A 20,722-nucleotide genomic window follows, 5' to 3' on the forward strand; every position below is an offset into this window, starting at 1 on the left:
CGAGCAGACGCACAATCGCATCCAACGCGCCTTGCGCGTGCAATTCTGCGTCTGCTCGCGCTGGTCAGCCGAGGGCCTGCTCGAGGTCGGCCAGCAGGTCCGCCTCGTCTTCGATGCCGACCGACAGCCGCACCAGGTCGTCGGGCACTTCCAGTTGGGAACCGGCCGTCGACGCGTGCGTCATGGCGCTGGGGTGCTCGATCAGCGACTCGACCCCCCCGAGCGATTCGGCCAGGATGAACACCTCGGTGCGGGCGCACAGATCCCGCGCGGCCTGCCGGCCGCCCCGCATGCGCACCGACACCATGCCGCCGAACCCGCGCATCTGCCGGGCGGCGACCTCGTGCCCGGGATGGCCCGGCAGGCCGGGATACAGCACGGCGCTCACCGCCGGGTGCCCGGCGAGGTATTCGGCTACGGCCGAGGCGTTTTCGCTGTGCCGCTGCATCCGCAGCACCAAGGTCTTCAGCCCGCGCATGGTCAGGTAGGCGTCGAACGGGCCGGGCACCGCCCCGGCTCCGTTCTGCAGGAACGCGAAAGCCACGTCCAGCTCGGCGTCGTTGGTGATCAGCGCGCCGCCCACCACGTCGGAGTGGCCACCGATGTACTTGGTGGTCGAATGCAGCACCACGTCGGCGCCCAGCGTCAGCGGCTGCTGCAGCGCAGGTGAGGCAAAAGTGTTGTCCACCAACACCTTTGACGAGGACTCCTGACCGACTTCGGCGAGGGCCGCGATGTCGGCGATGGACAGCAGGGGGTTGGTCGGCGTCTCCACCCAGATCAGGCGGGTCTGCGGCGTGATGGCCGCGCGGACGGCGTCGAGGTCGGACAGCGCGACCGGCGTGTAGTGAACGCCCCACTGCGTGAACACCTTGTCGATCAGCCGGAAGGTGCCGCCGTAGGCGTCGTTGGGGATGATCACGTGGTCGCCGGGCCGCAGGATCGCCCGCAGGGCGCAATCGGTGGCGGCCATGCCCGAGGCGAACGCCCGCCCGTGGCCGCCTTCTTCGACCGCCGCGAGCGAGGCCTCCAGCGCGGCGCGCGTCGGGTTTCCGGTGCGCGCGTATTCGAATCCTCCGCGCAGCGTGCCGACGCCGTCCTGGGCGAAGGTGCTGCTGGCGTAGATCGGGGCGTTGACCGCCCCGGTCGCCGGGTCCGGCCGGTAGCCGGCGTGAATCGCTTTGGTGGCGAGTCCGGTGAAGTGTCCGGTGCGGTCGGCGCTCATCGACGATCAGCCTAGGCGACGGCCGCCCCGGCTACCGCGCCCGCACGACTAGCCCGGCAGCTGCTCGGTTCCGTCGGACGGCAGGCAGACGGTCGTCATGATCTTGTCCGCCAGCGTTTGCCGCTTCGAATCCCACAGCGGGAAAAGGAAACCGATGAAGCAGATGATCGCGTCGACGAAGTGCGCCAGGGAACGCACGACCGACATCCCGAAACCGATGGGCTGGCCGGTGACCTCGCTGACCACCTTGAACTTCATCACCGACTTGCCGACGCTCGACCCGGTGGTGCCCTGGCGGTAGCCGTAGTTCCAGATCAGATAGAACAGACCCACCAGCGAGGCCAGCCACTGCGCGGCCAGGCCGATGGTCGAGTTTTGCGTCGCGCAGTACTGGTTGACGGCGTACTGCGTCACGTCGGTGACGCACGCCGTCTGCTGCGTGGCGACGAGGATCCCGGTGCCGATGCCGTGGACGACGGCGTACGGGAGGATGTCGATGACGAACGCCAGGAACCGGCTGAGCCACGGCGTGTAGGACTCCGTCGGCAACGTGCGGATCGCCGGTCCGGGGGGCGGCGGATAGGAACCGCCGGCCGGTGTCGACGACGCGGGCGGGGTCTGCTGACCGCCGGGTGATCCGGGCGGCGGCGGCGGGTAGGCGCCGCCGGGCGGCGGTTGATCGGTCACGAGCACCCCTTCCACTGCGGACCAGCTGAACCAGGCGCCATTACAGTACCCGAGCGCACAGCGGCCGGGCGAGACATCGTCACGCGCCGGACGGGCGCGTCGTCAGCGTCGCCGCGGCCCGTCCGAAAGGAAGCCGAGCAGGTCATATCGGGTGATCACCCCGACGGGTTTGCCCTCCTCGACCACCATCAACGCATCCCAGTCGCGCAGGGCCTTGCCCGCCGCGCTGACCAACTCCCCCGCGCCGATCATCGGCAGCGGCGGGCTCATGTGCAGCGCGACGGCGTCGGCCAACTTGGCCCGGCCCTCGAAGACGGCCGACAGCAGCTCGCGCTCGGAGACGCTGCCCGCGACCTCGCCGGCCATCACCGGCGGCTCGGCGCCGACCACGGGCATCTGGGACACCTCGTACTCGCGCAGGATGCCGATGGCGTCGCGCACGGTTTCGGACGGATGGGTGTGCACCAGGTCGGGCAGGGCGCCGGACTTGCCGCGCAGCACGTCGCCCACCGTGGACTCCTCGGTGGAACCGTCGAGGCGGCTGCGCAGGAACCCGTACGACGACATCCAGGCGTCGTTGAAGATCTTCGCCATGTAGCCGCGGCCGCCGTCGGGCAGCAGCACGACCACCAGAGCGTCGGGGCCGGCCTCCTCGGCGACCTTCAGCGCGGCCACCACCGCCATCCCGCACGACCCCCCGACCAGCATCGCCTCCTCGCGGGCCAACCGCCGGGTCATGTCGAACGAGTCGGAGTCGGACACCGCGATGATCTGGTCGGGCACGGTCGGGTCGTAGGCGGCGGGCCAGAAGTCCTCGCCCACGCCCTCGACCAGGTAGGGCCGGCCGGTGCCCCCGGAGTACACCGACCCCTCGGGGTCCGCGCCGATGATCCGCACGGCGCCGCCCGACACCTCCTTGAGGTAGCGGCCCGCGCCGGTGATCGTGCCGCCGGTGCCGATGCCGGCGACGAAATGGGTGACCTTGCCGTCGGTGTCCGCCCAGATCTCCGGGCCGGTGCTGGCGTAGTGACTGGCCGGGCCCTCGGGGTTGGCGTACTGGTCGGGCTTCCAGGCGCCGTCGATCTCCCGGGTCAGCCGGTCGGAGACGCTGTAGTAGCTGTCCGGGTGCTCGGGCGGCACGGCCGTCGGGCAGACCACCACCTCGGCGCCGTAGGCGAGCAGCACGTTGCGCTTGTCCTCGCCGACCTTGTCGGGGCAGACGAACACGCACTTGTACCCGCGCTGCTGGGCGACCAGCGCCAGGCCGACGCCGGTGTTGCCGGAGGTGGGTTCGACGATGGTGCCGCCGGGCTTCAGGAGCCCGCTCGCCTCGGCGGCGTCGATCATGCGGACCGCGATCCGGTCCTTCGAGCTGCCCCCGGGGTTGAGGTACTCGACCTTGGCCGCCACGGTGCCGGCGCCCTGGGGGACGACGGAATTCAGGCGCACGAGCGGCGTGCCGCCGATGAGCTCACTGATGTGCTGGGCGATCCGCATGCGTTCATCGTGTCAGGCACGTTCCCGCGGTGCACGACGGCTTCCCCCTGACGCCCGCGGCGTTGCGCTAGCCGGTGGCCTCGCGGATGTAGTCGCCGATCTGGCGCAGCGACCGGACCGCCTCGGGGACCATCGGCGCGGCCAACTGGAAGTCGTGAATCTGGCCGGGCCACACCCGCACCTCGGCCGGCACCCCGACCGAGGCCAACCGGCTCGCCGCCAGCCGCGCGTCGTGCAGCAACACCTCGGATCCCGAGACGTGGATCAGCGTCCGCGGCAGGCCGGGCTTGATGTGCTCGATCGGCTCGTAGATCTCCTCGGGCCTCCCCGCGACCTTGTGCTTGGTGGCCGCGCTGGCGACCAGCTCGGCCAGCGCGTCGAACGCCCGGTGCGAGAACATCGCGTCGGTGTTGATGTTGGGATGGGCCTGCTTGTCTTCCTTCGCCAGCTGCAGCAGCGGCGAGATCATCACCAGCGCCGCGGGCTCCTCGCCCTCCTCCTGGAGGCGTTGCGCCAGCGCGAGCGCCAGGTAGCCGCCGGCGGAGTCGCCTGCCAGCACGATCTGATCCGGCTGATATCCGCGCAGCCGCAACCACTGGTAGCCGTCGTGGCAGTCGTCGAGGGCCATCCCGATCGAGTGCTTGGGCAGCAGCCGGTAGTTGACCACCAAGATCGGCGCGTCGGCGGACTGCGACAACGTCTCGACCAGCCGGCCGTGCGAATTGGCCCCGCACGTCAGGAACGCGCCGCCGTGGAAGTAGACGACCACCCGGCGGGTGCCGTCGGCGGGCAGCACGCCGGGCGCGCGCACCAGCTGCGCCGAGGCGTTGGGCAGCTTCACCGTCTCGCGCACGGTGGCCGACACCGGCAGCACCGCCCGGGCCGCCAGGTCGATCAGCCCCCAGGGCCAGGGGAAGTTGGGGACGTGGCTACCGACGGACAGCACCGGCCGGATGGTCACCCGCGACGTCAGGTTGGCCAGCCGCGCAGCAACGCTGGGCCCGGACTCGAGGACCTCGACCGGCGCGCCGTCGCTCATCGCGTACCGGCGCGTTTCCGCGCGACGCGCCTTGAGAATTTGATAAGGACGAAGGGCAGTCCGGGGGGAACCGGATACCTGACCGGGTGCGCTCATGCTCAACACTTCCTACGCCGTTGTAGTGCGATACAGCATGTGACGAGGCAGCTAAGCGTCTGGTTCAGCCGCTCATCCAAGGCACTCAGCCAACCCCGCCGACTCAGCTTGACAGGCACTTCTTAAGAGAACATTTAAAAAGTCTGATTCGTTACCAATTTGATTCCTCCCGTGACCACATTGTTCGTCGCCCGACCCCGCAAACATGCAAGCCCATCTAAAATAGGTTGCGTGACCATGCGGGTGCCCCGTCGTTCGGCGATCGCCCTGGCCACCGCAGGCGCCCTCGCCTCGACAGGAACTGCCTATCTGGGCGCGCGCAACCTGCTCGTCGGTCAGGCGACGCACGCGCGCACCGTCATCCCCAAGTCATGGGACATCCCGCCGCGCGCCGACGGGGTGTACACCCGCGGCGGCGGGCCGGTGGAGCGTTGGCACCGCGGCATGCCCGTCGACCTGCATTTGATGATCTTCGGCGATTCCACCGCCGCCGGGTACGGGTGCGTGAGCCCCGAGGAGGTGCCGGGGGTCCGGATCGCCCGGGGCCTCGCCGAGCAGACCGGCAAGCGGATCCGGCTGAGCACAAAGGCCATCGTCGGCGCCACGTCGAAGGGGGTGTGCGGCCAGGTGGATGCGATGTTCGTGGCCGGGGCGCCGCCGGACGCGGCGGTGATCATGGTGGGCGCCAACGACGTGACGGCCCTCAACGGCGTGAGCCAGTCGGCGCAGCGGCTGGGGCTCAGCGTTCGCAAGCTCCGCGCCCGCGGCGCGGTGGTGGTCGCCGGCACCTGTCCCGACCTGGGTGTCATCACCGCCATCCCGCAACCGCTTCGGTCGCTGGCGCACGAGCGCTGCTCGCAGCTCGCGCGCGCCCAGGCCGCGGCGGTCCGGGCCGCGGGCGGCATGCCGGTACCGCTCGGGCAGTTGCTGACACCCCAATTCCGGTCGACGCCGCACGTGATGTTCTCCCCCGACGGCTTCCACCCGTCCGCCCCGGCGTACGCGATCGCGGCCGACGCGCTGCTGCGCGCGCTGTGCGAGGCGCTGGGCGAGGAGGTCGACATCCCGCCGCTGGAATTGGCGGCGTCGACGACCCCGCCGGTGCTCGGACAGCGGCACACCCGAACCAGCGTGATGTCGCGACTGTGGCGGCGCCCGGCGCCGGGACCCGCCCCGTCCTCGTACCCACCGGTTGGCAACGACTAGATTTGTCCTAGTCCGTCGGCGTCCAGTCAACGGTTTGTGAAGCGAGCTCGCCGGAATCCGGAAGGGATTTGAAGGGAACCGTCATGCCTGAAGCCGTTATTGTCTCCGCCGCCCGCTCGCCGATCGGCCGCGCGATGAAGGGGTCGCTGGTCTCCATGCGACCCGACGACCTGGCCGCCCAGATGGTGCGCGCGGCGCTGGACAAGGTGCCCGCGCTCAACCCCCACCAGATCGACGACCTGATCCTGGGCTGCGGCCTGCCCGGCGGCGAGTCCGGCTTCAACATGGCGCGGGTGGTCGCCGTCGAGCTCGGCTATGACTTCCTGCCCGGCACCACCGTCAACCGGTACTGCTCCTCGTCGCTGCAGACCACCCGGATGGCGTTCCACGCCATCAAGGCCGGCGAGGGCGACGCGTTCATCTCGGCCGGCGTGGAGACCGTGTCCCGGTTCGGCAAGGGCAACTCCGACTCATGGCCGGACACCAGGAACCCGTTGTTCGACGAGGCCCAGGAGCGCACCGCCGCCGCGGCGGGCGGCGCCGACGAATGGCACGACCCGCGGGCCGACGGGAACGTGCCCGACGTCTACATCGCGATGGGTCAGACCGCCGAGAACGTCGCCATCCTCACCGGCGTCAGCCGGGAGGAGCAGGACCGCTGGGGCGTGCGCAGCCAGAACCGCGCCGAGGAAGCGATCAAGAGTGGGTTCTTCGAGCGCGAGATCGTTCCGGTGACCCTGCCCGACGGCACCACCGTCAGCACCGACGACGGCCCCCGTCCCGGTACCACGTATGAGAAGGTCAGCGAGCTCAAGCCGGTGTTCCGGCCCAACGGCACCGTGACGGCGGGCAACGCCTGCCCGCTGAACGACGGCGCCGCCGCGCTGGTGATCACCAGCGACACCAAGGCCAAGGAACTCGGCCTGACCCCGCTGGCGCGCATCGTGTCCACCGGCGTCAGCGGCCTGTCGCCGGAGATCATGGGGCTGGGTCCGATCGAGGCGTCCAAGAAGGCGCTGGCGCGGGCGGGCATGTCGATCAACGACATCGACCTCTACGAGATCAACGAGGCCTTCGCGGTCCAGGTGCTGGGCTCGGCCCGCGAGCTGGGCATGGACGAGGACAAGCTGAACGTGTCCGGCGGGGCGATCGCGCTGGGCCACCCCTTCGGCATGACCGGCGCGCGGATCGCGACCACGTTGATCAACAACCTGCAGACGCACGACAAGACGTTCGGCCTGGAGACCATGTGTGTCGGTGGCGGCCAGGGCATGGCGATGATCATCGAGCGGCTCAGCTGACCGCTCTTCACTAGGTCAAGCGTGCGCCCAGGGCGGCGACACGCCGGGAAGGCCCGCCATGAGCGCACGCTCGGCGGCGTCAGTTCACATTCGACGCCCGGCACGAAAAGACCGGCACGCCTTTGGCGTGCCGGTCTTTTCGTCGACGAGGGTTAGTCGTTCTGCAGATAACTGAGCAGACGCAGGATCTCGATGTACAGCCAGACCAGCGTCACGGTCAGGCCCAGCGCGATGCCCCAGGCCGCCTTGTCCGGCGCCCCGGCGCGCACCATCTGGTCGGCGGCGTCGAAGTCGATCAGGAAGCTGAACGCCGCGATCCCGATGCACACCAGCGAGAAGATGATGGCGATCGGTCCGCCGCTGCGCAGGCCCAGGCCGGTACCGCCGCCGACGTGGAACATCGCGAGCACGAAATTGCCGAGCATCAGGAACAGCACGCCGAACATCGCGGCGACCAGCATCCGGGTGAACTTGGGCGTGACCCGGATGGCCCCCGTCTTGTAGACGACGAGCATGCCGAAGAACACCCCGAAGGTGCCCAGTACGGCCTCCCCGATCAATGCGCCGGCATTGGCGTGCGAGACGGAGAAGTTGGCGAACACGAACGAGATGGCGCCCAGGAAGAGCCCCTCGAGCACGGCGTAGCTGAGCACGATGGCCGGGCTGTCCTGCTTGCGGCCGAACGTCGCGACCAGCACCAGCCCCAGGCCGCCCAGCGCGCCGATCATTGTCAGCGGCATCGCCAGCGCCAGGTTGGACGCCACCAGGAAGTAGGAGACCACGGCGGACACCGCCAGCACGGCCAGCGTGATGCCGGTCTTGGTGACGACGTCGTCGATGGTCAGCGGACGCGAAGCCCTGGCCTCCTGGTACGGAGCTGGGTAGGGCGCCGCGTAGGGGTCGGCTCCGTAGCCGTAGCCCTGCATCGGGGGCGCGCCCGTGCCGAATTGCGCGTATCCGCCCTGCTGCTTGGGCAGCGAACGAAATACCGGGTTGCTTGTCTCCCGCACCGTCGGATCCTCTCTATTGGCTTCGAGCTGTGCGAACACAATCTCAACGAGCAGCGTGCCGTCCGGGTTCCCAGCCGAACTGGGCATTTTCCGGCGCCCAGAGCCTTTGCTGCTGGCGTCGGGTTAAAGATAACCCTTACCCGCGGGTAGGGCGCCGGTCGTCACGATCTAGATTTTTCGTCGAGGGTGACCCGGCGATGGGAGGTTTGGGCGTGACCGACGAATCCGACGAGGTTCTCACCCGCATCGACGGCGACGTCGGTCTGATCACGCTCAACCGCCCCAAGGCCATCAACTCGCTCAATCAGCAGATGGTGGACGCGCTCGGCGCGATCCTCACCGACTGGGCGGACGACGACGCGGTGCGCGCGGTCGTGCTCTCCGGCGCCGGTGAGCGCGGGTTGTGCGCCGGCGGCGACGTGGTCTCCATCTACCACAGCGCGCGCAAGGACGGCGTCGAGGCGCGGCGGTTCTGGCGCGACGAGTATCTGCTCAACGCCCAGATCGCCGACTTCTCCAAGCCATACGTGGCGCTGATGGACGGCATCGTGATGGGCGGCGGCGTCGGCGTCAGCGCGCACGCGAACATCCGCGTGGTGACCGACACCTCGAAGGTCGCGATGCCCGAGGTCGGCATCGGCTTCGTTCCCGACGTGGGTGGGGCGTTCCTGCTGTCGAGGGCGCCCGGCGGGCTGGGGCTGCACGCGGCGCTGACCGGGGCGCCGTTTTCCGGCGCCGACGCCATCGCCATGGGGTTCGCCGACCACTACGTGCCCCACCCGGATCTCGAGGCGTTCACCCGGTCGATCGTCGCCGATGGGGTGCAGGGCGCCCTGGCCAAGCACGCCGTCGAGCCGCCACCGAGCGAGCTTGCGGCCCAACGTCATTGGATCGACGACTGCTATGCGGCTGAGACGGTCGAAGACATCGTCGCCAATCTGCGCGGACACGGCGGCCCGGCCGCGGAGGCGGCCGACCTGATCTCCACCCGCTCGCCGATCTCGTTGTCGGTGACGCTGGAGGCCGTTCGGCGCGCCGCCAAACTCGAGACGGTGAAAGACGTTCTGGTTCAGGACTATCGGGTGTCGTCGGCGTCGCTGCGGTCGCACGACCTGGTGGAAGGCATCCGGGCGCAGCTGATCGACAAAGACCGCAACCCGAAGTGGTCGCCGGCGACGCTGGGCGCGGTGACCGCCGCCGACGTCGAGGCGTATTTCACCCCGGTCGACGACGACTTGAGTTTCTAGAAAGGCGATTTGGATGACAGACCCCACCTCCAAGAGCTACGAAACCATCCTGGTCGAACGCGACGGGCGCGTCGGCACCATCACCCTGAACCGGCCCAAGGCGCTCAATGCGCTGAACACCCAGGTGATGAACGAAGTCACCAGCGCCGCAGCGGAACTCGACAACGATCCCGGCATCGGGGCGATCATCATCACCGGTTCGGCCAAGGCGTTCGCCGCCGGTGCCGACATCAAGGAAATGGCCGCCCTGACGTTCGCCGACGCGTTCGGCGCCGACTTCTTCGCCCCCTGGGCCAAACTCGCCGCCGTGCGCACCCCGACGATCGCCGCGGTCGCCGGGCATGCGCTGGGCGGCGGCTGCGAGCTCGCCATGATGTGCGACGTGTTGATCGCCGCCGACACGGCGAAGTTCGGCCAGCCCGAGATCAAACTCGGGGTGCTGCCCGGCATGGGCGGTTCGCAGCGCCTGACCCGCGCCATCGGCAAGGCCAAGGCCATGGACCTCATCCTGACCGGGCGCACCATCGACGCCGCCGAAGCCGAACGCAGCGGCCTGGTTTCGCGCGTGGTGCCGGCCGACGACCTGCTCGACGAGGCCAAGGCCGTCGCCACCACCATTTCGCAGATGTCACGCTCGGCGACCCGGATGGCCAAGGAGGCCGTCAACCGCGCGTTCGAATCCACCTTGTCCGAGGGACTTCTCTACGAACGTCGGCTCTTCCACTCCACCTTCGCGACCGACGACCAGTCGGAGGGAATGACGGCGTTCATCGAGAAGCGCGCTCCCAACTTCACCCACCGGTAGGCCTGCGATGACCGAGCCGGGTTCTGCGACGACCGCGCCGGAAGACGAGGCCGAGCCGGCAGCCGAACCGGAAGCCGGTCCGGCGACTCGCCGGCTACGGTGGAGCCAAAAGCCCTGGTGGGTGCGCCATTACACATTCACCGGCACCACCGTCGGGCTGATCTTCATCTGGTTCTCCATGACGCCGTCGCTGCTGCCGCGGGGCGCGCTGTTCCAGGGCCTGGTCAGCGGGATCTCCGGCGCCATCGGCTACGGGCTGGGCGTCTTCGCCGTGTGGCTGGTCCGCTACATGCGTGCCAAGGACCACAGTCCCCCGCCGCCGCGGTGGGCGTGGATGGTCCTGATCCCGATCGGCGCGCTCGGAATGGTGTTGATGGCCATCTGGTTTCACGTCTGGCAGGACAACGTGCGTGACCTGATGGGCGTCGCGCACCTGCAGTGGTACGACTACCCGGTCGCCGCGGGCCTGTCGATCGTGGTGCTGTTCACCTTGGTCGAAATCGGCCAGTTCATCCGGTGGCTGGTCCGCTTCCTGGTGGGTGAGGTCGACCGCATCGCGCCGTTTCGGCTGTCGGCGACCATCGTGGTGGCGTTGCTCGTGGTGCTCACCATCACCCTGCTCAACGGCGTGGTGCTCAAGTTCGCCATGCGCACCATGAACAACACCTTCGCGTCGGCGAACAACGAGATGAACCCCGACACGGCGCCGCCCAAGACGCCGCTGCGTTCCGGCGGGCCCGAGTCGCTGGTGTCATGGGAATCCCTTGGGCACCAAGGCCGCATCTTCGTCGAAGCCGGGCCCAGAGTCGACCAGCTCGCCGCCTTCAACGGCGCGCCGGCCACCGAACCGATCCGGGCCTACGCGGGGCTGAACTCCGCGGACGGCATCACGGCGACCGCCGAGCTCGCCGCCCGCGAGCTGCAGCGCACCGGCGGGCTGCAACGCGCCGTCGTCGCCGTGGCGACAACCACCGGCACCGGCTGGATCAACGAGGCCGAAGCCGACGCGCTCGAGTACATGTACAACGGCAACACCGCGATCGTCAGCATGCAGTATTCGTTCCTGCCGAGCTGGCTGTCCTTCCTGGTGGACAAGGAGAACGCCCGCCACGCCGGGCAGGCGTTGTTCGAGGCCGTCGACCGACTCATCCGCCAGATGCCCGAGGCGCAACGCCCCAAGCTCGTCGTGTTCGGCGAGAGCCTGGGATCGTTCGGCGGCGAGGCGCCGTTCATGAGCCTCAACAACGTCCTCGCCCGCACCGACGGCGCGCTGTTCAGCGGACCGACATTCCAGAACACCATTTGGACCGACCTGACGTCGACGCGCGACGCCGGCTCCCCGGAGTGGCTGCCGATTTACAACGACGGCAAGAACGTCCGATTCGTCGCTCGCCCAACCAACTTGGGCCGCCCGAACTCGCCGTGGGACCACCCGCGGGTGGTCTACCTACAGCACGCCTCGGATCCGATCGCCTGGTGGTCGCCCGACCTGCTGTTCAGCGAACCGGACTGGCTGCGGGAGCGGCGGGGCTATGACGTGCTGCCCGAGACGCGCTGGATCCCGGTGGTGACGTTCCTACAGGTTTCGGCGGACATGGCAGTGGCGGTCGACGTGCCCGAGGGACACGGCCACCACTACGTCGCCGACGCTGCCGACGGCTGGGCCGCCGTGCTGTCACCGCCCGGCTGGTCGCAGGAGAAGACCGACAAGCTGCGGCCGCTGCTGCATTCGGACGCGACCTCCACCGGCTAGAGCCAGCGGCGACCCGGCGTGCCGGAGTTGGCGAGCAGCCCCGGGCCGGCGTCCACCGGCGCGGCACCGGAAAGCTGTTCCAGCACACCCGAACCCGCGAGGGCGTGATACCCGCCGATGACGTCGGTGGCGCGGTGCAGGCCGATGTCGAGCAGCGCGGCGGCCGCGAGGCTCGAGGTATAACCCTCCGAGCAGACGATCACCCATTCGACGTCGTCGCCGACCGCCTCGGGCAGCCTGGCGTCGCTGGTGGGGTCGCAGCGCCACTCCAAGACGTTGCGCTCGATCACCAGCGCACCGGGGATCTCACCCTCGCGGAACCGCTGGGCCTGCGGACGGATGTCGACGAGCACCGCCCCGCGCCGCAGCGCGTCGGGCACTTCGGCGGCGGGAAGGCGACGGAAACGGCGCCGGGCGGATCTCAACACAACGTCGATGCGGCTCATCAGGGTCCCTCCGGTTGATCGGTCAGCTCGGTGCGCTGGCGGCGCAGGCGATTACGGCCGGTGACCTCGTAGTAGGACATCGCGGTCAGCGGCGGCGAATAGGCGTGCACGCTGAGCGACGGACGCACCGCCCCGCCTCCGGCGCCCGCGAAGCCCGAGACAGCCACCGCCACGGGCCGGGGGGCCCACACCACGTCGTGCACCCAGCCCAGCGGGAACCCGGCCTGGTCGCCGGCGTCCAGCCGCCGCTGCCGCAGGGCGCGGCCGTCCCAGCGGAATTCGTTGAGCGAGCCGGACACCACGGTCAGCGCGCCCAGCGATCCGCCGTGGTCGTGCAGTTCGGTGTGATGGCCGGGCACCCAGCTGATCAGCCAGACGTCCAGCTCCTCGTCACCGTGGATGCGGGTGAACCAGCGCCGCGTCTCCGGTATCCCGCCCGGGGGCAGCAGGTGGTCGCAACGCCCGCTCAGCACGTCGTCGGCGGCCTGGTCGGTGGCGTGCATGAGGTCGGGCACCCGCAGGCGGGTCGGTCCCGACGATGGGGACGAGACGTGGCGCGGGCGCAACGCAGCCGGGGCGGCGAGGGGCACAGACATCGGGGAGCTCCAGAGAAAACGGATCGGACGGGCGGCGGCGTGTTACGGCCGACAACACTCGCAAAATCCGAAGCGCTCCATCACGGCCGCCAGTGTTGCATAGATTGGGAGGGTGCGCCGGTGCGCTCGTCGACTCCTGCTGTGCGGCACGCTCGCCGTGGCGGCCGGTTTGTTGGCCGTAACGGGATGCTCCGCTGACCACCCCAGCGGCAGGCCCGCGTCCTCGTCGACGCGTCCGGCCGGCATTCCCAGTGGCCCCGGGACGGCGCCCCCGGGCGCCGTCGGGCTGTCGCCGGGGGGCGTGACGACCAGGGTCGACGTGCCCGCGGATTCGACCGAGGAAGAGTATTACCAGGCCTGTCACGCCGCGAAAGTGTGGATGGATGCCCAGCCCAGGACCGGTCAGTCGCTGTTCGAGCCCTACTTGGCGATGCTGCAGGCCGCGCCGTCGGGCACCCCGGGCAGCTGGAACGCCCGGTGGGCGGACCTGACGCCGGCCCGGCAGGCGGCCGTGCTCACCGCCGCGCGCGCAGCCGCCAACGACGAATGCGGCTAGCGCTTTTTCAACCCCCGGGCAATTGAATTCACGGCTAGAAAAAACTGCCGACCCGGCCGGTGCGGCCGGGCGCCGCCGCGCAAAATGAAAGGATGCCGGACGAACCCGCCGCAGCGGTTGCGCGCCGATCGTCACCGACCCGGGTGGCGTTGGCGCTGGGCAGTGGCGGGGCGCGCGGCTACGCCCACATCGGGGTGATCGAGGCGCTGCGCGCCCGCGAGTACGAGATCGTGGGGATCGCGGGCTCGTCGATGGGCGCGCTGGTCGGCGGCCTCGAGGCGGCCGGGCGCCGCGACGAGTTCGCCGACTGGGCGAAGTCCCTCACGCAGCGCACCATCCTGCGGCTGCTGGACTTCTCGATCAGCGCGGCGGGGGTGATGCGCGCCGAGAAGATCCTCGACGCGGTGCGTGACATCCTCGGCCCGGTCGCCATCGAGCAGCTGCCCATCCCGTTCACCGCGGTGGCCACCGACCTGGTGGCCGGCAAGTCGGTGTGGTTTCAGCGCGGGCCGGTCGACACCGCGATCCGCGCCTCCATCGCCATCCCCGGCGTGATCGCCCCGCACGAGGTCGACGGGCGTCTGCTGGCCGACGGGGGCATCCTGGACCCGCTGCCGATGGCGCCGCTTTCGGCGGTCAACGCCGACGTGACCATCGCGGTGAGCCTGTCCGGCAGCGAGGCGATCGCCAACCGCGACGCGGAGTCGGGAGTCACCGCCGAATGGCTGAACCGCATGGTGCGCAGCACCTCGGCGCTGCTCGACACCACGGCCGCCCGCTCGCTGCTCGACCGGCCGACCGCGCGGGCCGTTCTCGGCAGGTTCGGCGGGTCCACCGCCGACGCCGAAAGCTGGCCGGACGACCCGGACGTCGAGGAGAACGCGGCCGAGGACGAGGTGGCCGGTGAATTGGCCGGCGCCGCACCGGATATCCCGAAACTGGGCAGCTTCGAGGTGATGAACCGCACGATCGACATCGCCCAGGCCGCGCTGGCGCGCCATACGCTGGCCGTCTACCCGCCCGACTTGCTGATCGAAGTTCCGCGCTCGATCTGCCGGGGCCTGGAGTTCCACCGGGCGGCGGAGGTGATCGCCGTCGGGCGTGCGCTGGCGGATGAGGCGTTGGACGCCTTCGAAAACGACCGCGCCGCGCCGCCCCCGATCGAGGACTGAAACCGCTCTGCCGCAACGGGTTAGGCCCCGAGGAAGCGCGCGACGGCTTCGGCTTCGCGGCGGCCCTGCTCGCGGCCGGCCAGCGCCGACGCGACGCGGCAGGCGGGATCCAACGGATTGGGCCCAAACGCCGCCAGCGAGCCGGAGTCGGCGAACACCGCGACCGTCGCGCCGCTGAAGGCGGAGATCTCCGCGGCCGGGCCGGCGCCGAACGGCGACGGCGTGTCCGCACCCGAGGGCACCAGCACCACCGCCGCGCCGCAATCGGCGGCCACACCGAGGTTGACCGAGCTGGCCACCCCGCCGTCCATGTAGCGCCGGCCGGCGATCGCCACCGGCGGCCAGGCCCCGGGCACCGCGCAACTGGCCGCGACCGCGTCGACGAGGTCGACGCCGGACTCGCGATCGAAAACGGCCAATTCGCCTGTGTCAACGTCGATTGCGGTGATCCGCAGCGCCCGGTCGGGCCAGTCGTGGGATGGCAAGCGCTGCGCGATGACCCGCCGGCGCACCGGCGGTGCAACGGTTTCGGTCGCGAGTGCCACGGCGCCGATCCGCTGCATCTGCTGCCGGGTCCGGTCCGACGGGTCGGAATAGGGCTCGGCCAAGGCGCTGAGGAACATTTTGGTGATCGTTTCGACGTCGACCCCGGAATCGATCTCGGCGGACACCTCGGCGACCTGCCGGTCGAACAGCTCATCGAGCGGGGCGCCACTCCCGATTTGCGCGGCGACCGTCGACCCCGCTGAGGTGCCCACCAGAACGTCGGAATCCAGTAGCAGCCCGGCCGCAGCCGGTGACTCGTCGGCGATGCCGCGCAAAATGCCTGTCTCCCAGGCGATTCCCGCTATCCCCCCACCGGCCAGGACTAGGGCTCGTCTGGTTGTCACGCCCACCCACTCTGCCAGGCCGCCGTCGGCTAGCGCGGGGCGCCCGGCAACGCGTGTTGCGCCTCCTGGACCGGTGCGCTCAGCTCCGCCCGGCGCAGCAGGTGTGCGGGCGGGCTGGGCAGGATCAGCCGGCGGTCGACGCGCAGCGTGGCGTCCACGTGGACCAGCTCGCCCGGCTCGAGCAGGCGCCAGCGGGGGTCGTCATCCATGCGTTCGGTGGCGAACACCACCGACGATCGGGTGCACAGATGTTCCGAGCGCGCATGAATGCGGTTGGTGCGCATGTCGAATGCCGGGGTCTGGGTGGCGGCATCGTCGGAGCGGTCCAGGATGTAGAGCTCGTGCGTGTCGGGGTAGCGCAGCGCCCACATGTCGGTGGCCGTGCTCAGCAGCACGTTCACCGCATAGATCGGCGCATTGGCCGCGAGCCACCTCATGGCAACGGTCAGGCCCGCGGTGACGTCGCCGTCGAGCGCTCGGATCGAGGCGGTGATCAATGCGAACACCCGCTCGGAGTCGGTGTCGCCGAGAACCAGATCCCCGGTGCCGACCTCGCGCAGCCGGTCGTCGAGAACGTCGAGCCCCTCGACCACGCCGTTGTGCGCGAAGATCCGGCCGTCCTGCAGGAACGGGTGGGTGTTACGGACGTCGAGGGAACCGGTCGTCGCGTAACGCACGTGCGCGATGAACGTGGTGCCGGTCAGGTCATGGGCCTCGGTAGCGAACGCCGCGTCCTCCCAGGCCGCCATGGGCTGCTTGTCCAGCTGCGGCCGGCCGCGCTCGTCGAAGACGCCCACGCCCGTGCCGTCCGGGTTTCTCCTGCTCTGTTCGGCGAGGCTGTCGGGGGCGTCCAACAACCAGAACGTCGCGGTGCAAACGTCCGTCCCGGCGTGGAGCCCGAATAGTCGGCACATGTTCTCGACGGTACCGAGCGCCAGCCGGCGGGCTCAGTCGCGGGCCTCGACCACCCAATAGCCGTGCTCGGCGTAGCGCGCGCGGATCGCCTTCTTGTCGTACTTGCCCACACTGGTGCGCGGAATCTCCTCGACGAACGCCCACCTCTCGGGCAGCCACCAACGAGCCACTTTCTCCGCGAGGAACTTTCGCAGGTCCTCGGCGCTGACCGTCGCGCCTTCCTTGGCCACCACGACCGCCAGCGGCCGTTCCTGCCAACGCTCGTCGGGCACGCCGACCACCGCTGCCTCCACCACATGCGGGTGCCCGATCAAGCTGTTCTCCAGCTCGACCGAGGAGATCCACTCGCCGCCGGACTTGATGACGTCCTTGGCCCGGTCGGTCAGGGTGACGAAACCGCGCTCGTCGATCCGCCCCACGTCACCCGTGCGCAACCAACCGGAATCGAACTTCGAGTCGTCGGCCGTCAGGTAGTAGGAGCCGGCGATCCACGGGCCGCGGACTTCCACCTCGCCCACGGCCTCGCCGTCGTTGGGCAGCACCTGGCCGTCGTCGTCGACGATCCGCATCTCGACCCCGCAGACCGGTTGCCCCTGGGTGGCGCGGTACGTCCAGTGCTGATCCTCGGGGGTGCCCGGCGGCGGCCATGCCATGGTGGCCATCGGCGAGGTTTCCGTCATGCCCCACAGCTGCCGGATCTGCACGCCGTGCTTCTCCTCGAACGTGCGCATCAACGACAGCGGAACGGCCGATCCCCCACAGACCACCAACCGCAGCGACGACATGTCGTGGTCCGGTTCGTCCTCCAGGCGATGCAACACGTCGTTCCAGATGGTGGGCACCGCACCGGCGACGGTCGGTCGCTCGTGTTCCACCATGCCGATCAGCGACCGCGCGTCCAGATGGCAGTCGGGCAACACCAGGTCGGCGCCGGCCATCAGCGCCGCATAAGGCAGGCCCCACGCATTGGCGTGGAACATCGGCACGATCGGCAGCACGCTGTCGACCGAACCCACGCCGATGCCGTTGGTGCTGCAGGCCGCCATGGTGTGCAGGTAGCTCGAACGATGGCTGTACACCACGCCTTTGGGGTTGCCGGTGGTGCCGCTGGTGTAGCACATGGCGGCCGCGGACTTCTCGTCGATGTCGGGCCAGTCGAACTCGGTGGACTCGCCAGCGAGCACGTCGGCGTACCGCAGCACGGTCTTGCCCGAACCCTCGAACGGCGCGGTGTCACCCTCCCCGACGACGATCGCGGTGTGCACGGTCTTGAGGTCGCCCAGCACCGGCGCGAGCAGCTTGGCCAGCGACGCGTCGACCAGCACCACCTGGTCTTCGGCCTCGTTGGCGACGTAGACGATCTGCTCGGCGAAGAGGCGGATGTTGAGGGTGTGCAGCACGGCGCCCATCGACGGCACCGCCAGGTAGGTCGCCAGGTGTTCGGCGTTGTTCCACATGAACGTCGCCACCCGTTGATCCCCGGTGACGCCGAGGCGGCGCAGTCCGTTCGCCAGCCGCGCGGCGTCCCGGCCCAGTTCCCGGTAGCTGGTTCGCCGGTAGCCGTCGCCGGTGGCGGTGGCAACCGTGCGAGCGCCGTGCACGCCGCAGCCGTGCCGCATGATCGCGGTGATCGTCAACGGAAAGTCCTGCATGGTGCTGTCCATTGAGGTACCGCCCTTGGATCTCGGCGCAGCGGCGCCCGATGTCAACCCTCGGGATGCGGGGTGGCCGGGTGCCGCGCCGGAGGCGAGGGGCCGCCGGCAGCCTCCACCCTAAGCCCGAGTTCGGCGCCGGCGTCGGCAATCACCCTAAGCCAGTACGGGTTCCCGCTGCGCCGGCGCGAGCAGCCCGGTGGTCGACTCGTCGGCCGGCCCCGCGGCGATCGGCGCCACGGTGACCGCGCCGGAGTAGTCGCCGATGTAGAGGTACCTGCCATCCGGGCTTTCCACCACGCAGGACGGGTCCTTGACCGCCGTGATCTCACCGATGACGTCGTGGGTGCGCGTGCAGACCACCGCGACATGGTCGTCGCCGACCAGATAGGCACGGCGGCCGTCGCGGCTGAGCGCGAGGCGGGTCAGCGGACCGGCGACCTCGCTGAGCTTGCGCGTGCCGGTGATCTTGCGGGTGCGGATGTCGATGACATCGAGCACCGCGCCCACAATGGGGCCGCAGCTGGCTACGTAGGCCGTACCGCCGGCGTCGCTCAGTGCGACGTCGCGGATGGGTAACCCGAGCTCGTAGGCGCCGGCGATGTGCAAGCGCCGAGTGTCGACTTCGACCAGTTGGCCGCCCGACGGGCCGTTGGTGGCGGCGTAGAGGTGACGCCCGTCCGGGGCGATGCGGACACAGTCCACGGTGGTCCCCGGTGCGGTGGCGAGGTCGATCACCTCGAAGTCGTCGGTGGTGGTGTCCAGGACCGTGACGTCGGCTCCGCAGACGCCGTTCCGGCCGACGTAGACGAACCTGCCGTCGGCACTCACGGCAAGGTCGCTGACGGTGTTGGCCAGCGGATGCGTCGCCACCCACGCGTTGGTGACCAGGTCGACGACGTCGACGGAGTCGTACGCCGTGGTGGCCGTGCTGACATAGGCGCGCGGGTTGGTCGCACCGCTGAGGGCGATCGTGGAGGGCTCGCCGAGGCCGGTGACGGTCTGCACCACCCGGCGCGCATCGGTGTCGACGATCGAAACCGATGCGCGGGCGTGGTTGGCGACTATCAGCCGGCTGCCGTCGGGGCTTACGCAGGCATCGCTGATCGGACCGTATCGCACCGGAATCCGGACCACCGAGCCCTCGTCGAGTCGGAAGTTTGGCTCTTCTCGGTCGTCCGGGAAGGCCTTGCGGCCGTTCACACCGCTCACGTTGCACCGCCTTTGCTGGTCGTCGGCGCGGAGACAAAATCGTCGGAAATTGCGCGACAATTAGGTCTCCGGACCCAGGAGGATCTCAGCACCGAAAGGCACTGACCCGACTGGTTTTTCGATCTTACCGGCCAAAATTCGCGTCGAAGAGCGCCAAATTCCCCCGACGTTAGCTACGTCACTCCCCGCGCTCAGGTTCTGCTCAGGCTCGCAATAACGCTGTACCGCAGTCGCTTACCCTCAGCGAAAGAGACGCAAACGCGCATCCGGCGGATTTCGCTTTAGCCGCTAACGCGCCCGGTCAGCGCCCCAGCATTGTCCAAGTTAAGAAATTCTCAGGCTCAATCCCGCGAAGAGGGAAAGATCACACCTTATCGACTAGCTGAATTGGGTTCTGGGCCGGGGCAAGGCGGCACCGTCGACGACGATATCGAGCTTTTCGTTGTAAAAGGCCACCAGACCGGCGATCTGGCCGACCGCGGGCAACGGGTAGTGATAGGTCCAGGCCAGGTCCGGATGCAGCGCACCGCCGGAGCGCACCGACCAGTATCCCGACGTCACCCCTTTGTACGGACACAGCGTCTGTGTCGCGCTGGATTCCAGATGCTCAAAAGAGATATCGGTGGGGTCGATGTAATACCTTGTCGGTAAACCGGTTTCAAAGAGCAGGACGGGAGACCTGGTGTCGGCCAGCACAATTCCATCCAGCTCGACACGGACATGCCGATGCGACCGCAGCGCGTCCACGCGCGAATAGGGGTTCCGCGGGTGGCCGTAGATCGGCTCGTCTTCCTCGAACCAGCGCAACGAATTCCATTCGAATCGCACGGTCCCGGCCACCGGGCCGTCGCCGTCGGCGTCGAACACCCGCGCGGCGGACGGATGAGTGTGACCGGAGCCCTCCAGGGAGTACAGCCGCGATGCGCCGAATTGCACCTTCTGCGAATGGTTCTCGTCACGCAGGAACTCCGGGCGGACGTCGGCCAGCGGTATGTAGTACTGCGGGTAGTACGGAACCTCCCACACGTAGAGCGCCGCGGTGGTGTCGAAGACCAACGCGTCTGAAAGATAGCCCCGCACCCGGCGCGGTGCAGGCTCGACCCTGCCGCGCGCGACGGCCATTTCGGGGTAATCACGCTCGACTGTCATGTCTGATCCTTGGCGGCCAGCCCGGCGGGCGCGTGGGCGATCGCCCTACGGATGGCATCGGCGAGCGCCAGGGCGCTCTCCTCGGTGAGCTCCAGCGCCACCCGCGCCGACGGCCCGAGCTCCGGATTGATCACGTCGATGTTGACCGTGTGGCCGTAGGGGGCGTGCACGGGGTGATCGACATACACCGTCGCGCGGCTGGCGCCGAACCACCCCGTGGCGCCCTTGCCGCTGCCGTCGATTCCGACGTGTTCGGTGAGATAGGTGA

General features: G+C 69.2%; 20 protein-coding genes. 7 read left to right on the top strand and 13 right to left on the bottom strand.

Annotation, left to right across the window (positions count from 1 at the left end):
• Positions 1-64 precede the first annotated feature (64 nt).
• The 4 genes from A5701_RS22590 to A5701_RS22605 form a co-directional block, all read right to left on the bottom strand.
• On the bottom strand, positions 65-1,225 hold the full coding sequence (locus A5701_RS22590; RefSeq protein ID WP_067759254.1) for a cystathionine gamma-synthase: 1,161 nt from the start codon (positions 1,223-1,225) through the stop codon (positions 65-67).
• A gap of 48 nt (positions 1,226-1,273) precedes the next feature.
• Positions 1,274-1,912, bottom strand: a complete 639-nt coding sequence (locus tag A5701_RS22595) for an RDD family protein (protein WP_067759329.1) — start codon at positions 1,910-1,912, stop codon at positions 1,274-1,276.
• A 102-nt stretch (positions 1,913-2,014) separates the two neighbouring features.
• Complete coding sequence (locus A5701_RS22600; RefSeq protein ID WP_067759260.1) at positions 2,015-3,409, bottom strand: cystathionine beta-synthase; 1,395 nt, start codon at positions 3,407-3,409, stop codon at positions 2,015-2,017.
• 67 nt (positions 3,410-3,476) lie between these two features.
• Complete coding sequence (locus tag A5701_RS22605) at positions 3,477-4,544, bottom strand: alpha/beta hydrolase (RefSeq protein ID WP_067759265.1); 1,068 nt, start codon at positions 4,542-4,544, stop codon at positions 3,477-3,479.
• A gap of 243 nt (positions 4,545-4,787) precedes the next feature.
• Here A5701_RS22605 and A5701_RS22610 point away from each other — a divergent pair, with 243 nt between their 5' ends.
• Both A5701_RS22610 and A5701_RS22615 read left to right on the top strand, forming a co-directional pair.
• Positions 4,788-5,750, top strand: a complete 963-nt coding sequence (locus tag A5701_RS22610) for an SGNH/GDSL hydrolase family protein (protein WP_156670219.1) — start codon at positions 4,788-4,790, stop codon at positions 5,748-5,750.
• A gap of 83 nt (positions 5,751-5,833) precedes the next feature.
• Positions 5,834-7,051 carry an acetyl-CoA C-acetyltransferase gene (locus A5701_RS22615; protein ID WP_067759271.1) on the top strand — a complete coding sequence of 406 codons (1,218 nt, stop codon included), beginning with the start codon at positions 5,834-5,836 and terminating at the stop codon, positions 7,049-7,051.
• A 152-nt stretch (positions 7,052-7,203) separates the two neighbouring features.
• On the opposite strand, the gene A5701_RS22620 is transcribed toward A5701_RS22615, so the two are convergent.
• On the bottom strand, positions 7,204-8,061 hold the full coding sequence (locus A5701_RS22620; RefSeq protein ID WP_067759335.1) for a Bax inhibitor-1/YccA family protein: 858 nt from the start codon (positions 8,059-8,061) through the stop codon (positions 7,204-7,206).
• A gap of 212 nt (positions 8,062-8,273) precedes the next feature.
• On the opposite strand from A5701_RS22620, the gene A5701_RS22625 reads away from it, so the two are divergent.
• From A5701_RS22625 to A5701_RS22635, 3 genes are read left to right on the top strand one after another with little or no spacing between them, the layout of a single operon-like run.
• Positions 8,274-9,308: an enoyl-CoA hydratase/isomerase family protein gene (locus tag A5701_RS22625; RefSeq protein ID WP_067759340.1), complete on the top strand. Its 1,035-nt coding sequence runs from the start codon at positions 8,274-8,276 to the stop codon at positions 9,306-9,308.
• 13 nt (positions 9,309-9,321) lie between these two features.
• The gene (locus tag A5701_RS22630) at positions 9,322-10,113 is read left to right on the top strand and encodes an enoyl-CoA hydratase (protein WP_067759274.1); all 792 of its coding nucleotides are present in this window, start codon (positions 9,322-9,324) and stop codon (positions 10,111-10,113) included.
• A 7-nt stretch (positions 10,114-10,120) separates the two neighbouring features.
• Positions 10,121-11,866, top strand: coding sequence for an alpha/beta-hydrolase family protein (locus A5701_RS22635; RefSeq protein ID WP_067759277.1), 1,746 nt, complete (start codon positions 10,121-10,123; stop codon positions 11,864-11,866).
• Here A5701_RS22635 and A5701_RS22640 read toward each other — a convergent pair.
• Positions 11,863-12,312, bottom strand: coding sequence for a rhodanese-like domain-containing protein (locus A5701_RS22640; protein ID WP_067759280.1), 450 nt, complete (start codon positions 12,310-12,312; stop codon positions 11,863-11,865). The two genes, A5701_RS22635 and A5701_RS22640, sit on opposite strands and share 4 nt — an antisense overlap.
• Positions 12,312-12,908, bottom strand: coding sequence for a cysteine dioxygenase (locus A5701_RS22645; protein WP_067759283.1), 597 nt, complete (start codon positions 12,906-12,908; stop codon positions 12,312-12,314). The genes A5701_RS22640 and A5701_RS22645 overlap by 1 nt, the downstream gene beginning before the upstream one ends.
• Before the next feature lie 112 nt (positions 12,909-13,020).
• On the opposite strand from A5701_RS22645, the gene A5701_RS22650 reads away from it, so the two are divergent.
• On the top strand, positions 13,021-13,464 hold the full coding sequence (locus A5701_RS22650) for a lipoprotein LpqV (RefSeq protein WP_231972868.1): 444 nt from the start codon (positions 13,021-13,023) through the stop codon (positions 13,462-13,464).
• 92 nt (positions 13,465-13,556) lie between these two features.
• On the top strand, positions 13,557-14,636 hold the full coding sequence (locus A5701_RS22655) for a patatin-like phospholipase family protein (protein WP_156670218.1): 1,080 nt from the start codon (positions 13,557-13,559) through the stop codon (positions 14,634-14,636).
• Positions 14,637-14,656: 20 nt separating this feature from the next.
• On the opposite strand, the gene A5701_RS22660 is transcribed toward A5701_RS22655, so the two are convergent.
• From A5701_RS22660 to A5701_RS28620, 6 genes are all read right to left on the bottom strand, one after another.
• Entirely contained in the window at positions 14,657-15,526 is an 870-nt protein-coding gene (locus A5701_RS22660; RefSeq protein WP_067759356.1) for a patatin-like phospholipase family protein, read from the bottom strand.
• Between the two features lie 29 nt (positions 15,527-15,555).
• Positions 15,556-16,440 carry a class II glutamine amidotransferase gene (locus tag A5701_RS22665; protein WP_067759290.1) on the bottom strand — a complete coding sequence of 295 codons (885 nt, stop codon included), beginning with the start codon at positions 16,438-16,440 and terminating at the stop codon, positions 15,556-15,558.
• A gap of 33 nt (positions 16,441-16,473) precedes the next feature.
• Positions 16,474-18,105 carry a long-chain fatty acid--CoA ligase gene (locus tag A5701_RS22670; protein ID WP_067759298.1) on the bottom strand — a complete coding sequence of 544 codons (1,632 nt, stop codon included), beginning with the start codon at positions 18,103-18,105 and terminating at the stop codon, positions 16,474-16,476.
• Positions 18,106-18,249: 144 nt separating this feature from the next.
• A complete protein-coding gene (locus tag A5701_RS22675; RefSeq protein ID WP_067759307.1) occupies positions 18,250-19,305 on the bottom strand; it encodes a WD40 repeat domain-containing protein in 1,056 nt (351 codons plus the stop codon).
• Positions 19,306-19,683: 378 nt separating this feature from the next.
• Entirely contained in the window at positions 19,684-20,454 is a 771-nt protein-coding gene (locus A5701_RS22680; protein WP_067759315.1) for a DUF427 domain-containing protein, read from the bottom strand.
• The coding region (locus A5701_RS28620; protein WP_067759323.1) for a DUF6295 family protein at positions 20,451-20,722 on the bottom strand (272 nt) is incomplete at its 5' end. The genes A5701_RS22680 and A5701_RS28620, both read right to left, overlap by 4 nt.

This window comes from Mycobacterium sp. E3305 (genome assembly GCF_001666785.1).
Taxonomy (GTDB): domain Bacteria; phylum Actinomycetota; class Actinomycetes; order Mycobacteriales; family Mycobacteriaceae; genus Mycobacterium.

What these genes read in the sequence shown, in the direction of transcription:
- A5701_RS22645 (WP_067759283.1), bottom strand. Translation starts at nt 12,908, where the DNA reads ATGTCTGTGCCCCTCGCCGCCCCGGCTGCGTTGCGCCCGCGCCACGTC.
- A5701_RS22590 (WP_067759254.1), bottom strand. Translation starts at nt 1,225, where the DNA reads ATGAGCGCCGACCGCACCGGACACTTCACCGGACTCGCCACCAAAGCG.
- A5701_RS22615 (WP_067759271.1), top strand. Translation starts at nt 5,834, where the DNA reads ATGCCTGAAGCCGTTATTGTCTCCGCCGCCCGCTCGCCGATCGGCCGC.
- A5701_RS22670 (WP_067759298.1), bottom strand. Translation starts at nt 18,105, where the DNA reads ATGGACAGCACCATGCAGGACTTTCCGTTGACGATCACCGCGATCATG.
- A5701_RS22640 (WP_067759280.1), bottom strand. Translation starts at nt 12,312, where the DNA reads ATGAGCCGCATCGACGTTGTGTTGAGATCCGCCCGGCGCCGTTTCCGT.
- A5701_RS22655 (WP_156670218.1), top strand. Translation starts at nt 13,557, where the DNA reads ATGCCGGACGAACCCGCCGCAGCGGTTGCGCGCCGATCGTCACCGACC.
- A5701_RS22680 (WP_067759315.1), bottom strand. Translation starts at nt 20,454, where the DNA reads ATGACAGTCGAGCGTGATTACCCCGAAATGGCCGTCGCGCGCGGCAGG.
- A5701_RS22665 (WP_067759290.1), bottom strand. Translation starts at nt 16,440, where the DNA reads ATGTGCCGACTATTCGGGCTCCACGCCGGGACGGACGTTTGCACCGCG.
- A5701_RS22630 (WP_067759274.1), top strand. Translation starts at nt 9,322, where the DNA reads ATGACAGACCCCACCTCCAAGAGCTACGAAACCATCCTGGTCGAACGC.
- A5701_RS22600 (WP_067759260.1), bottom strand. Translation starts at nt 3,409, where the DNA reads ATGCGGATCGCCCAGCACATCAGTGAGCTCATCGGCGGCACGCCGCTC.
- A5701_RS22635 (WP_067759277.1), top strand. Translation starts at nt 10,121, where the DNA reads ATGACCGAGCCGGGTTCTGCGACGACCGCGCCGGAAGACGAGGCCGAG.
- A5701_RS22605 (WP_067759265.1), bottom strand. Translation starts at nt 4,544, where the DNA reads ATGAGCGCACCCGGTCAGGTATCCGGTTCCCCCCGGACTGCCCTTCGT.